The organism is Microscilla marina ATCC 23134, assembly GCF_000169175.1.
Classification (GTDB): Bacteria; Bacteroidota; Bacteroidia; order Cytophagales; family Microscillaceae; genus Microscilla; species Microscilla marina.
This window is the reverse complement of record NZ_AAWS01000028.1, coordinates 31,451-45,735: the sequence shown is the minus strand read 5'-3', so window position 1 is coordinate 45,735 and position 14,285 is coordinate 31,451. Positions and strand designations below refer to the sequence as shown.

Here is a 14,285-nt window from a genome sequence, read left to right as displayed (position 1 = left end):
ATGGTTTATGTATAAATGGTAAGCCATTTTTAGCGAATACGATTACTGTAGTACAAACGAATGCCAAACGTGAGCATCAGACTTGCCACAAACAACACCAGTAATACAGGTAGTTGTTGGGTTTGTTGTTGCCAATAAGCCCTGATTGCCAAACTTGCCCATAGCACAGTGAGTATTCCACAAAAAAACAATGATAATTTTTGCATTATGTACTTACGTTTACTCAAAAATAAGCTGTGCTACCTCACAAGCGAAAGTCTCTGTGACCAATGGCTATATAACTGGACAAACTGCTATGCATGTTCTGCTATAATCTACTAAATTGAACATTGTATATTTTTATATAAAATAATGTTTAAAACACAATTCAAAAGCAATGTATGGGCATTGTTAGCCTTTTCGTTGGCATTGGTAGGGCTCACAATATGGTCGGTTACTTCTGCACAAAACTTTTATGTATTTGACCTGCTATATGGCCAAGATGTAACCCCGATAAAACGTCTGGAACTCAAGAGCATTAATGAAGCATCGCCTTGGCAACAAAAAATTAATTTTCACCAAAAAAGCGGAACATACCTACTCAGAGGAGAAGTAGATTTAGCCAATGCTTCTGACAAGCATCTGGGCATGTTAGTAGTTTTGCAAGCTTCTTATAAACTCTATTGGGACGGGCAACTCATTGAAACAAATGGCGTTGTGGGTGATAGTAAAACCAGTGAAGTACCCGGAAAAATGAATAATACGGTGATTATTCCCCGTGCTTTGACTACCCAAGGCAAACATCAGGTATTGTTTCAGTTGTCAAACTACCACCGCTCATCTGCCAACAGCTTTCGTTTGTTACTGGTGGGCACTTATGATCAACTCACTCAGCGTCCGCTTATTTTTACCGCTATCTTGTACATTTTAGCAGGCAGTTTTTTTACCATTGCTATTTATTACTTGCTACTTTACCTCATTGCCTATCGGCAAGCGTCTTTGCTGGTGTTTGGCATGTTAAGCCTCTGTTTTTGTTTATTAACCTTGTTTGAACATAGCAAACCAATTTACCAATACCCCTACCCCTGGCACCTTACTCGCTTAATGATTATTGACGCCTTAAGTTATGCCATTAGTTACCTCATTGTTTTATTTTTTCTCTTACGTTTTCAACCACCCCGACAACCCCTCATTTTACTGGTGCTTACCTTGTTGCTGGTAAGCATGCACCAGCTCAACTTCAACCCAGAAGGTGTTTTTTATATGTACATATCGGCACTGTTCATTGCTTTGCTCATTATTATAAGGGCTATGTGGCAAAAGCAAAGGGGGAGCTTAGAAGCCTTTAGTGGCATCCTTGCGTGTTTTATTAGTCTCAACTACTACGATTTGACCTTGTTTCTGGGCTTTTTTGGACTGATTGTTTTTATGTTAATTTCCTTGAGTATTCAACTCAAAGCCCAACAGCAAACCGAAAAAAATGCCTTGCTTCGATCAAGTAGATTAGAGATAGAACTGCTTAAAAAACAGTTACAACCTCATTTTCTGATGAACACCCTTACTTCTGTCATTGGTTGGATAGAAGCCGAACCTGCTACCAGTGTAAAACTGATAGAAGCCCTGGCAGATGAGCTGAAAATTTTGCTTCAGATCGCTTCTGAAAAACTCATTACTTTATCGCAAGAGATTGCTTTATGCCAAGCACATATTGCTGTAATGCGTTACCGCAAAAATACAGTTTATACCCTGGAAGTACAGTATGAAAAAGAGGATGTAATGATTCCTCCTGCTATTTTTCATACGCTGCTCGAAAACGGCATCACCCACAGCGATGCTCATGCAGGAGGGTTGGTTTTTATGCTTAAGCAACAATTGCACGCCCAAGGCATTACTTATGTCTTTACTTCCAAACATCGTCAAAGTAAAAACGAAATCACCACTACAGGCACAAATGGCACTGGGCACCGTTACATCAAAGCCAGGTTAGACGAAAGTTTTTCGGGGCGGTGGGAGTTTTATTCAGAAAATACCCCAAATGGTTGGCAAGATGTCATTCACCTAAAAAAATAGCCAGACAAATGAAAATAGTAATCGTAGAAGACGAGTTTCCCATTTTACAGTTAATCAAAAAACACCTCAAAGACATCCTTGTTGGACAAATCACCCAAATCCATGAGTTTTCATCGCTTGATGCGGCACAACAATACCTAAAAATCAACTTGGTAGACTTATTATTACTTGACCTAAACCTGAATGGCAAAAATGGTTTTGACCTACTCACTCACCTGGTGGCAGAATCATTTCATACCATTGTTATTTCAGCCTATCAAGAGCGTGCTATAGAAGCCTTCGAGTACGGGGTACTTGACTTTGTCCCCAAACCGTTTAACCGGGACAGGCTACAAAAAGCCTTCGATCGTTTGCAACTAGCACAGGCAAATCATTTAAAATTTTTAGCCATCAAACACAGTGGGCGTATCCGTTTGGTACCTATAGAGGAGGTAATGTATGTACAAGGTGCAGGCAATTACTCTGAGGTGTTTCTTAAAAATGGCGAAAAAGTATTGCACGACAAGGCATTAGACAAATTACATCATTTATTACCCCCAAGCTTTGAGCGTATCCATAAGTCGTACCTTGCCCAAATGAACGAAGCCAAAGATATTTGTATTTATCAAGGAAGCAAGTATGAATTAGTCTTGACAGATGGTACCAGCTTGCCCATTGGTAGAACCAGGTATAAGTATTTAAAAGAAAAATGGGTTTAACTTTTTGCCAACCTAAGGCAGTAGTACGTTCTTGCATACTTTGTTTCACAAATATGATGGGTGAGCCAAAGAATATCAAAAATACAGAAAATGCTCAAGGTGGCCTAAGTACTCTTTAGACACAAGAGAGGCAGCATTTGCTAAAAAATGATCCTTGATTAACTCATCGTTTTTCTCTTCGTCTTCATCATCAGGCAAAGGATACTGGAGCGACACATTGATGAGTTCAATACAAAGTAAGAAAAAATGGCGCAAGGTGGGAGCAATTGCTAGAGGCTTGCGGGCTTCTATAGACGCAAAAATTTCGTTATGATGAGTGTGCGCAATGATAGGGTCGTCATTGAGGTGAGCAAAGACAAACTGCCCTGCTTCTAAATGTAAACCTTCTTGATACCTCTCCAAACGCTCAACAGCAACAAAGGCTATGTTATGAACAATCAGATGAAAGCCCCAAGCGTAGTTTTTGTATAAATACTCAAAGGTAGGCGACAGAATAATACCAGTACGCAAAGTGCCAACAGTATTTACTTTGGTAAGAGTGCCTACATAAGCATCAGGATGAGAGCTTAAGGTCTCATAGAGCTTTTGAAAAACATGAATGGTTTTTTGATCATACATTGGCAACGCTATTAATTTTGCATTAAAGTACAATTATAAGTTTAACTTTTTGCCATCAAAGTAGTTTAAAGTGGTGTCTCCAGGGTTAAAAATATTTTTTAGCCTGAGCAATGGAATTCATACTCTCACATTGATTTTGCATTTACCCTCATAGCTTGTGTATATTTGCAAAACTTTAATAGCACCTCAACAGATACTTATGAAGATCAGGGATTTTGTAGACCACTATACTAAAGACAGCCTCACCCAAATGCTCGCCCAATACCTCAGCTCCAGCACCCCCGAACGTGTTCAGGTCAAGGGACTGGTAGGAAGCCTGGACTCAGTAATGGCAAGTGCCACCTATAAAATTCATACTGAGGCAAACCAACGTATTAATCATATTTTGGTACTGCACGACCGAGACGAAGCCCTGTATTTTTACAATGACTTGCAAAACCTACTGGGCAAAAAAAATATTTGGTTTTTTCCTTCTTCTTACAAACGCCCTTACAAATTTATGGAGGTCGAAAATGCCAATATACTGGAGCGTGCCGAGGTACTCAACCGCATCAACCAACAAATAAGCAACCCTCAGGTAGTAAGTATTGATGCTGGCAAAGCCAATGAAGAAAACCCCACCAATCAGGAGGGGTTTATGATAGTAACCTACCCCAGCGCTTTAGTCGAAAAAGTAATCAATAAACGGTCTTTACTGGAAAATACATTTACCGCCGAAGTAGGCGAAAAAGTAGACATTGAGTTTCTTGCCGAAATACTACATACTTACGATTTTGATAAAACCGATTTTGTATACGAAGCTGGACAGTTTTCTATCCGGGGGGGGATTGTCGATATTTTTTCTTACTCAAACGACTATCCTTACCGTCTTGAGTTTTTTGACGATGAGCTGGAAAGTATTCGTTTGTTTGACCCTGAGAGCCAGCTTTCTATAGAGCAGGTAAGCCAAATAGCCATTATTCCCAATGTGCAAACCAAATTGGTGCAAGAAGTTCGTGAGTCGTTTCTCAACTTTGTGCCCAACAATACCAAGGTATGGCTCAAGGACTATGATGCTACAATGGATGTTATCCGAAAGAGTTTCACGAAAGTGGCAAACAATTTTAAAGAGATTCTGGAAAAAAGCGGCAATACTCAAGTCATCAATGACCCTGACGTGCTGTTTGAAACACAGGCCTCTTTCGAGGAAAAGCTACTAGAGTTTACCACAGTTGAATTTGGTAAGCGGTTTCACTTTAAGTCAGACAAACGCCTGGTACAAGAGGCAAAGCCCCAACCTTCGTTTAATAAAGACTTTGCGCTCCTCATTGACGACCTCAAAGAGCGGCAAAGTCAAGGCTACGCTAACTTTATTGCTGCCGACTCGTTGCGCCAAGTAGAACGCCTTCACGTAATATTTGACGAGCTTGACCCAAATATAAGTTTTGAAGCCCTGGGAGTATCCCTTCGCGAAGGTTTTGTGGATCATGTCAACCGTTTTGTGTGTTATACTGATCACCAGATTTTCGAACGTTTTCATAGGTATAGGGCAGGCAAACGTCACTCCAAGTCAAAGGCACTCACTATGAAGGCGCTTAAGGCACTTAACCCTGGTGACTATGTGACCCATGTAGACTATGGAGTAGGCAGGTTTGCCGGGCTTGAAAAGGTAGAAGCCAATGGCAAAGTACAAGAGGCGGTTCGCCTGGTATACCGCGACGATGACCTACTATACGTGAGTATTCACTCATTGCATAAAATCAGCAAATACTCAGGCAAAGATTCTGCTCCTCCAAAAGTACACAAGCTAGGTTCGCCTGAATGGGAAACCAAGAAGAAACGGGTAAAAAAACGAGTTCTCGACATTGCCGAAGATTTGATAGAACTATATGCCAAACGTAAATCTGCCCCAGGTTTTGCTTTTAGTCAAGACAGCTTCCTCCAGGCAGAGCTGGAGTCTTCTTTTATATATGAAGATACCCCCGACCAGGCAAAAGCCACCGCTGATGTGAAAGCTGACATGGAGCAAAATAGTCCTATGGATCGTTTGGTTTGTGGTGATGTTGGTTTTGGTAAAACCGAAGTGGCTATTCGAGCAGCGTTTAAGGCAGTATATGATGGCAAACAGGTGGCAATATTGGTACCTACTACCATTCTCGCCCTGCAACATTACAAAACCTTTAAAAACCGACTGGAAAAATTCCCCTGTAATATAGAGTATATCAACCGTTTTAAAACCAGTAAGCAAATCAAAGCAACCCTGAAAGAAGTAAACGAAGGCAAAGTAGATATCTTGATTGGGACTCATCGTATTGTAAATAAAGATGTCCAGTTTAAAGACCTTGGGCTGCTGGTGATAGATGAAGAGCAAAAATTTGGGGTAAAAACCAAAGAACGCCTGAAAGAAATGCGAGTAAATGTAGATGTACTTACACTTACGGCTACGCCTATTCCCCGTACCCTACATTTTTCACTAATGGGTGCCCGTGACTTGTCTATTATCCAAACCCCACCGCTCAACCGCCAACCGGTGACTACCGAACAACATACCTTTAACGATGAGGTTATTCGAGACGCCATCAGCTTTGAGCTACGCCGAGGCGGACAAGTGTTTTTTGTACATAACAGAGTCAAAGATATTATATCAATAGCCAATAATGTACTTAAGCTAGTACCTGATGCCCACGTGGGGGTTGCTCACGGGCAAATGGAGGGACCTAAGCTAGAGAAAACTATGATGAAATTCATCGAGGGCGAATATGATGTGTTAATTTCTACCAATATTATAGAAGCCGGACTGGATGTACCCAACGCCAACACCATTATTATAGACATGGCGCATACCTTTGGGCTTGCCGACTTGCACCAAATGCGGGGAAGAGTGGGGCGCTCTAACCGTAAAGCCTATTGTTATCTGCTTGCGCCTGCGTCTACTTTACTCAATGTAGAGTCACGTAGAAGGTTGTCAGCTTTGGAGGAGTTCTCTGACTTGGGCGATGGTTTTAAAATTGCTATGCGTGATTTGGATATCAGAGGCGCAGGTAATTTGTTAGGTGCCGAGCAAAGCGGTTTTATTAGTGACCTAGGGTTTGAAATGTACCACAAAGTATTAGATGAGGCAATTCAAGAACTTAAAGAAACCAAATTTAGGGAGTTATTTGAAAGTGAACTTGCTATCAAGGAAATCAAAACGGACTGTGTGATAGAAACCGATTTGGCCATTTTAATTCCTGAAAACTATGTTACAAACATCACTGAAAGGCTTAGTTTGTATACTACCCTTGATAACATTAAAGAAACAGAAGAGCTCAATAAGTTTAAAATCTCGGTTCAGGACAGGTTTGGCAACCCACCATCAGAGGTAAACGATTTGATAGAAACTGTCAAGCTAAGGTGGGAAGCAGAACGTTTGGGGATGACCAAACTTACGCTTAAAAATGGGGCAATGAAAGGCTATTTTAACTCTGAAAATGACGACTATTTTAAGTCTGATACCTTTGGCAAAATCATCCGGTATTTGCAGCAAAACCCTCAAAAAACACGCTTAAAGGAACATAAGCAAAAACCAATTATTATATTTGCCGAGGTAAATTCAATTCAGCAAGCGATCTCTATACTATCCTCTATAAAATAGCGTTGATAAGGGGAGTAAAAAACAAAAAATACAAAAACTTTCACCAAAGGATATACGTTGAATTTGGCATAATAAGTGTACTTTTGTATTTATACGCTTTAAATTTTCTATCAATAAATTTAAGTTTAAACAGGTTATGAATAATAAAATGCAGCTCTTTAAGCAATTTTGTCTGTTTGCAGTTTGCTCTACGATGCTGACCTCTTGTTTTTTGTTTAACCGGGAACCCAAAGGCTTACAAAACAGTAAGAACGTTCACCGGAAGAACCAAAAGAGTATGGTAACGGGAGTAAAGTATAACGTAGAAGCAGGTGAAAAAGGCTCTGAGTATAGCTTCAAAGTATCAGAGTACGAGGGACAACCCGATGCTCCTAATATGGTGTTTATTGAAGGAGGGCGCTTCACCCTTGGTTCTTCTGAAGAAGATATTATGTTTTCTCACGATAACGTAGAAAGAACCGCCAGTATTCAGTCTTTCTTTATGGACCAAACCGAAGTGGCCAATATCCACTGGTTAGAATATATGGCATATTATGAAAACCCAGACAACTCATCTCGTCTCCCTCCCGGTTTTACTGACCTAAAAACATACAGAGATCAGGTTTTGCTTCCTGATACTACTGTTTGGGCAAGTGAACTCGCCTATAACGACTCTTACGTAGCCAACTATCTACGTTATCCTGGTTTCCGTTTCTTTCCTGTAGTAGGTATTTCCTGGGTACAGGCACAAGACTTTTGTCGCTGGCGTACAATGGTTGTAAACGAGAACCTGGCACTACAGGCAGAAAAGTCTGGTAAAATCGAATCTGTACCTGACTTTGCCAATGGCGAAAAATTACCTTTGGAGTCTGGTGTAGTTGTACCTGATTTCCGTTTACCAACTGAAGCTGAGTGGGAATATGCTGCTAAAGCTTTAATTGGAACTCAATATAATGACGAAAACCAATCTAACGGACGTATTTATCCCTGGGATGGTCACTCTGTAAGAAACCCTTACGATACTAAGAAGTACCCAATGGGTTATATGCTTGCCAACTTTAAGCGTGGTCGTGGTGACTATGCTGGTATTGCTGGTAAACTAAATGATGGTGCTTTGATCACTGAATATGTATTTGCTTACCCTCCTAACGACTATGGTTTGTACAATATGGCAGGTAATGTAAGTGAATGGGTAGAGGATGTATATCGTCCAAACTCTTTCCGTGATGTAGATGATTTGAACCCTGTTCGTCGTCAACGACTTGATAGTACTAAGCTTAACCCTGATACCTCTAAGAGTGTATACAGCGATGATAAAAAGCCTTATAACCCTGCCAACTCACAAGGAAACACTACTTTGAACTCATTAGTAAATGATGATGTTCGTGTATACAAAGGTGCTTCTTGGAAAGATGTGGCTTACTGGTGTTCTCCTGGTACTCGTCGTTTCTTAGATAAAAATGGTCGTACTGCTGCTATCGGTTTCCGTTGCGCAATGATTATGGCTGGTGAAAGAGACGGAGAAACTCGTAGAAAAAATAAATAATATTACTGAATATACTTTTGTTAAAAAAAGGGTAGTCAATTTGATTGACTACCCTTTTTTTTATTAGAATAATATCAAAAAGCAATGTAAGCCTTGGATACCAATGCATATAAGTACAATTGGGATATAAGAACTTACTTTATTTATATTATCAAGATAGAACTAAATATGCCTAATGAGTAGGTGTCACAGCCATATGAATGAGTTACTCTTACTTGTAGCACCGATATACATCGGTATCTAAGGACTTATAGCTATTGCGGCTACTTATGTACCTGTTTTTTACTCTTCTCATCACTCAAGCTCTTCATAAACACCACCAATGCAGCTTGTTCTGCTTCTGTAAGGTTTAGCCTATCAGGTGGTAATGTTTGTAAGGGTTGGTTAATACCGATGCCAGCCCCTCCCCCTCGGTTATAAAAATCTACCACCGACTCTAGTGTGGGATATGCTCCATTGTGCATATAAGGTGCTGTTTGTGCTACATTGCGCACGGTAGGCGTCTTAAAGAAAAACTTACGTTCGTTTACCTTAAATAAGTGATACCTGCCCAAGTCGGGGTCTATAGTGGCATTGGCAGTATCAGGCTTTTGGGGCACAGCCAGCATTTCCAACTCGGTTTCACGAAAATTAGGTGGTATGGTGCCATTAAAAGTGGGAGGAAAATGACAGGTAGCACACTTCGCTTTACCCATAAACAAATTAAAACCCTTGACTTCTTTCTCAGTCAAGGTTTGCTCTTGTTGGTTCAGGTTACGGTCAAACTTAGAGTTAAACGGTGCCAGACTTCTTATATAACTGGCAATGGCATGACGAATGTTAAGGTCGTTTACACCACGCTTATACAGTTTTTCAAACGTTGTTTTATAGTCTACAGTGCGGTTAATGAATGCTTTTATACTTGCCAGATCGGTATGAAACTCTTTGGTGTTTTTTACTACCGAAACTATTTGCCCTTCTAAGCTACCTGCCCGCCCATCATAAAAAAACTTCTGTTGCAAAGCAGCATACAATAATGTAGGACTATTGCGGGTTTGTCCTGTGGGCGTCACCAAGCCATCACTAAAACCTTTTTTTGCCTGGTGACAACTGGCGCAGCTCATGGTCTTGTCTGCCGACAGGTTTACATCGTTGAACAAGCGTTTGCCCAAGGCTACCTTGTCGGCAGAATGTACCCCTAGTTTGGGATCAGAGAAATAGGCAAGGTTAAAAGTTTTGTCTGAAAACAAAGAGGTAGCCTCATGATTAAGCGCCAGCGTAAAAGGAAACTGCACTTGCCAGACGTCTACAGTTTTTACCCACAGCTTAAGTTGAGGATGGGTGTGTTGTTGAATAAAAGCATAACGGTCAAACTGATTAAAGTCTCCTTTGAGGGCAGCTACACTTTGGTCAATGGCCTGCCTCCATTGTTTGAATAAAGTACTGTCTTTAAACTCAGGTTGGAATATTTGTAAATAGTCCTGAAGGCGTTCGTATATCCAGGCACTTTCGCTGAGCGATTGCTCTAGTACAGGTGAGTCAAACCCAGTAACACCAGTGAGCGCTACTCTGGCGATGGCATCACGCAAGAGCCATAAAAAATGATAGGGCTTATGAGAAGTAAAACGGGTGTTTTTTCTGATAAGTTTGAGACGGTTGCGGGTAAGCGCTGCATTTTTTTTGATGGCTGCTTTATCCAGGCTATCAGTAAATATTTGCTCTTCTAATACCTGGAAACCTGCCGGTTTTTTCACCTTTATATCGGTGGCATCTTCTTCTACTACCTTGAGTATATTGGGCTGGTTCAAAAACTTATAATTTTCTATTTCCATAAAAGCCAGCACAGGCTCAGCGTATTTAAAATATTGACGGGCTTTTAGGTAATATTTTTCCAGGGCTTTTCTGGAATTGGCTTGCTCCAGGCTATCAAGCCAGTCAATGCATTGACTAATGTCTTGAGTGTATACTTGTTGAACCTTTGCAAAGTAATCGGTTTTGTGAACAGTGTTGGATGGATCTTTGGCAGCACAGCCAACCAGCCAACCTCCTATGGTAAGGGCAAGGGTGAACCTGAAAAGCAGTTTCATAACATTCATTAAAAAAAACAGAGAAACAATAAATAAACAAGAGCAAGCTCCCAACAAGCTTGCTCTGTTTGTGTTGAGGTGAAAACACCTCTGGGGGATAGAATCACGTGATTTATCTTTTCAATCCATTTACAACATACATTACGCTACCTTCGTTGCGGTTAGTTAAGTCAGGATTGGCTTTAGGGTCAGTAAATTTGTCGTTAGTCCACCCGTGGTTTTGAGTCATTAACAAGAAAGTTTCCGGCTTTCCTACAATGTCCGAAATATCAATCATTCCGGTAAGCTCCCAGGTTTTGGTAGATAGTCCATAACCAGCCTTGGCAGCACTTGCCTGATCACACTCTAATACTACTTTTAACTCACCTGTGTTTAGGTTGTACTGATACAAACGAGCATAGTGAGTTTTTTCAGGGGTATCAGGGTAGCCGTTTGGATCTTCCTGAATATAAGCATAGTTTTCTGTGACCAAAATGTTATCAGGGCTATGAAAAGCCTTGGCAACACCCGTGAGGTTGTCACCATCTAATACACAAGTGATTTTTCCGGCTTGAGTAGGGTCATTTTCGTTCAATACTACCTTGTATATTCTTCCATAGAAAGTACCTTTGTCTTTCAAGCCGTCTTTTTTTCTTCCGGTTACAGCAAAATAAACCTCACGGTTGTTTTGTGCCGAACCTCTTCTCCAGTCAACGTCTTCTAAACGAGAAAAGCCCATTACCCCTTTTTGCTTGGCCTCAGCATCCAACAAGTCTATGTTAGTCTCGGTCAATTGTACAAACTCCATATCGTAAGCTTGTCCTTCCTTCATATCCATTTCAAAGTTGATTCCCGCTGAGGTAACCTTCAAACCATACAGTTTACCTCCGGTCAAATCGCCACGGGCACCTACATACATGCCCAACTGACCAGATGGCACATCATTGTCAGAGTGGTCATCACCGATAAAAGCCACTGTTTTATCAGCGTAGGCATCTTTGCCTATCAATACTGCGTTTTCAGTAGACCATTGCCCAAAAGCAGGCAACATTGAAGCAGTTGAAGCAGTATTGGCATCTTTGTAAGGGTCTGTTACAAATACACCTTTAGAAGAACCACCCCACTCGCCACCAGACAAGTACAAAGGACCAAAGCCGTGCTCTTCGGGGGTAATCATTGAACCAGAACATTGAGCAGTAGAAGCCGTAGCAGCTGCGTTCAGTATGTACTCCCCTTTGATAGGTTTAAAAGTAGCGTCCAAGGTGATACGTGAAACAGAATAATCGGCCTCTATATTGTTGATCAGGGTATAGGTACCATCTGTGTTTTTCAACAACCCGGCACCATCAGCCATAGACCCATACACAAAATCAGGAGTTTCAGTAAGTTGATCTTCTGAAGATAATATAGAGTGTATGCTTACATTCGAAAACTCATTACTCAACTTCAAAAATGAGGGAGTTTTTGAGTGTGTAGCCAAGACTATTTGAGATGTATCTACGTTATTTTCATCTTTCTTACAAGCTAACAGGCTTACAGCCAATACACTAACAAGCAAGTATAGTTTTATAGATTTCATTGTAGTATAATAATAGATTTGAGTGATGTTTAAAGTCACAAACGTAGAGGTTTAATGTTAACCAAAGACTGTTTCGATTTTAATGCTAAGTTAAATATGCGGGTAAAGTAGGGGCTTATGGGGTAAAATAGTTAATACACTCTTAATACTTAATCATTTGTTTTTTAGGATATGCATAGAGTCCCAAAAAAACTGCTTATCCCAATATGTACTCCACCAATAAAAAAAGCCTTTGAAAACTGAGGAGTTTTCAAAGGCTTTTGAATGGGCTATATAGTCAATGTTACATCTTAGAAAACTGACGTAAAAAACGGATGTCATTTTCGGTAAACAAACGTAAATCGTTGATTTGATACTTAAGCATTGCAATGCGCTCTATACCCATACCAAAAGCAAAGCCCGTATACTTCTCTGGGTCAATGCCACAATTGGCAAGCACGTTAGGATCTACCATACCACACCCCATGATTTCTACCCAGCCACTGTATTTACAGACATTACAGCCTTTGCTATCGCAAATAAAGCAGGAGATGTCTACCTCAGCACTAGGCTCAGTAAACGGAAAATAAGAGGGACGGAAACGAATTTTAGTATTTTTACCAAACATTTCTTTGGCAAAATGATACAAGGTTTGCTTCAGATCGGCAAAACTCACATTTTCATCGACATACAATCCCTCTACCTGATGAAACACACAATGAGCTCTTGCTGAAATGGCTTCATTACGAAAAACCCGTCCTGGTGACAAAGTACGAATGGGAGGCTTTTGATTTTCCATCACCCGTATTTGTACCGACGAAGTATGGGTACGCAAGGCAATGTCGTCGTTTTTGTCTTCACCTTTGCCTTGTTTCTCTATAAAGAAGGTGTCCTGCATTTCGCGGGCAGGATGGTTGTGTGGAAAATTCAACGCCGTAAAGTTGTGCCAGTCGTCTTCTACCTCTGGTCCTTCAGACACATTGAAACCTATGCGCTCAAATATTTCTACAATACGGTTACGGGTAAGGGTAAGTGGATGTACCGTGCCTAGTGTATGGGGTACTGTGGGCAAGGTAGCATCTATAGGCGCACTATTTCCCCCTTTCTTTTTAGGGCGTCCAATATCGGCTAGTTTCTCTTTAAACTTGGTTTGAGCAGTATCTTTGAGTTGATTAATGGCTGCCCCAAATGCTTTGCGTTCTTCATTGGGGATATTTCTCATTTCTCCAAAGAGTTCCCCAATTTTCCCTTTGATAAAAACTCTCTTGAATTCTTCCAGTTGTTCACGGGTTTCAATGGCATAATCTTCTACCTCTTGCAAAACCTCTTTGACTTTATCCATAGGTGCCATAACAATCAAAATGATAAAAAAGACTTAGTACACTGTAAAATAAATATCTTATGCTTTTTTCGGCTTCTTTTGCCCTCTGACTTCTCTTTACAAAAATCGCGTAGCTTTGGCTATGCTCTATTTGTAAAGATCGCCAGCAAACAAAATAAACTCGAACTAAATGACAACTTACTTAATTTACAATGTACTTAGTAATGGTTGAAAAATAAAGTATCCATTTGGAGATAGAGATTTGCTACTGAGGCGAGGCATTTTTTGCGCTCGTAGCAGCGCTACGGGCAATAAAAATAACGAAGCATCAGGAGTAAAGGTCATTTCCCAAATCGAAAGCTTACAGTCCCGATTCATCGGGGGTTATTTTTTGTCCATTACTTAAAGCCTAAAATTCAATAGTTTCGTTGAAACAAGCAAATATTTTAGGTAAAAGCTATAAACACAATGTAAGAAAAATGTAAGTTTTACTGGCTTTTTTCATCTCTATTTATATATTGCAAGTAATTAATTCAATCAATATTTCAAACTACTTCAAAACGAACAATGACAAAGTCACTATTACTATCATTGGTAATTCTTGTTGCCGGATTATTCACTGCCAATGTCCAGGCAAAAGGCTTTTATTAGTGAGGATGTAAAGGTTATAACACCTAAAAAATCAAAGAAACTTACTCGTAAGGAAAGAAGGGCTCTAAAAAAAACAAAAGAGAGAACTTCTCAAAAAGAGATTAGTCGACCTGAAAAAACAAATTAAGGAAGCCAAAGCAAACCTGCCCTACCAGAGCAGAGCGTAAGAGTTTTACCAAGGCTCAGAAAAAAGAGTACCGCCAAAAT

General features: G+C 40.3%; 9 protein-coding genes. 4 read left to right on the top strand and 5 right to left on the bottom strand.

From position 1 onward, the window contains the following. Positions 1 to 29: 29 nt before the first annotated feature. Complete coding sequence (locus M23134_RS41310) at positions 30 to 206, bottom strand: hypothetical protein (RefSeq protein ID WP_004156514.1); 177 nt, start codon at positions 204 to 206, stop codon at positions 30 to 32. 145 nt (positions 207 to 351) lie between these two features. Here M23134_RS41310 and M23134_RS22900 point away from each other — a divergent pair, with 145 nt between their 5' ends. Next, positions 352 to 2,049: a histidine kinase gene (locus tag M23134_RS22900; RefSeq protein ID WP_004156513.1), complete on the top strand. Its 1,698-nt coding sequence runs from the start codon at positions 352 to 354 to the stop codon at positions 2,047 to 2,049. A gap of 8 nt (positions 2,050 to 2,057) precedes the next feature. Then, positions 2,058 to 2,747, top strand: a complete 690-nt coding sequence (locus tag M23134_RS22895) for a LytR/AlgR family response regulator transcription factor (RefSeq protein WP_004156511.1) — start codon at positions 2,058 to 2,060, stop codon at positions 2,745 to 2,747. A 75-nt stretch (positions 2,748 to 2,822) separates the two neighbouring features. Here the strand turns inward: M23134_RS22895 and M23134_RS22890 are convergent, their stop codons facing one another. After that, entirely contained in the window at positions 2,823 to 3,365 is a 543-nt protein-coding gene (locus tag M23134_RS22890) for a hypothetical protein (RefSeq protein ID WP_004156509.1), read from the bottom strand. Positions 3,366 to 3,564: 199 nt separating this feature from the next. Here M23134_RS22890 and mfd point away from each other — a divergent pair, with 199 nt between their 5' ends. Together mfd and gldJ are read left to right on the top strand one after the other, a co-directional pair. Next, positions 3,565 to 6,978, top strand: coding sequence for a transcription-repair coupling factor (gene mfd / locus M23134_RS22885; protein WP_004156508.1), 3,414 nt, complete (start codon positions 3,565 to 3,567; stop codon positions 6,976 to 6,978). A gap of 136 nt (positions 6,979 to 7,114) precedes the next feature. Next, on the top strand, positions 7,115 to 8,503 hold the full coding sequence (gldJ, locus tag M23134_RS22880) for a gliding motility lipoprotein GldJ (RefSeq protein ID WP_232296827.1): 1,389 nt from the start codon (positions 7,115 to 7,117) through the stop codon (positions 8,501 to 8,503). 263 nt (positions 8,504 to 8,766) lie between these two features. Here gldJ and M23134_RS22875 read toward each other — a convergent pair whose 3' ends face one another. From M23134_RS22875 to pheS, 3 genes are all read right to left on the bottom strand, one after another. Continuing rightward, positions 8,767 to 10,569: a cytochrome-c peroxidase gene (locus M23134_RS22875; protein ID WP_045114162.1), complete on the bottom strand. Its 1,803-nt coding sequence runs from the start codon at positions 10,567 to 10,569 to the stop codon at positions 8,767 to 8,769. 112 nt (positions 10,570 to 10,681) lie between these two features. Next, the gene (locus M23134_RS22870) at positions 10,682 to 12,127 is read right to left on the bottom strand and encodes an alkaline phosphatase PhoX (RefSeq protein ID WP_045114151.1); all 1,446 of its coding nucleotides are present in this window, start codon (positions 12,125 to 12,127) and stop codon (positions 10,682 to 10,684) included. A gap of 283 nt (positions 12,128 to 12,410) precedes the next feature. Beyond that, a complete protein-coding gene (gene pheS, locus M23134_RS22865) occupies positions 12,411 to 13,457 on the bottom strand; it encodes a phenylalanine--tRNA ligase subunit alpha (protein WP_004156498.1) in 1,047 nt (348 codons plus the stop codon). Between the last annotated feature and the right edge of the window lie 828 nt (positions 13,458 to 14,285).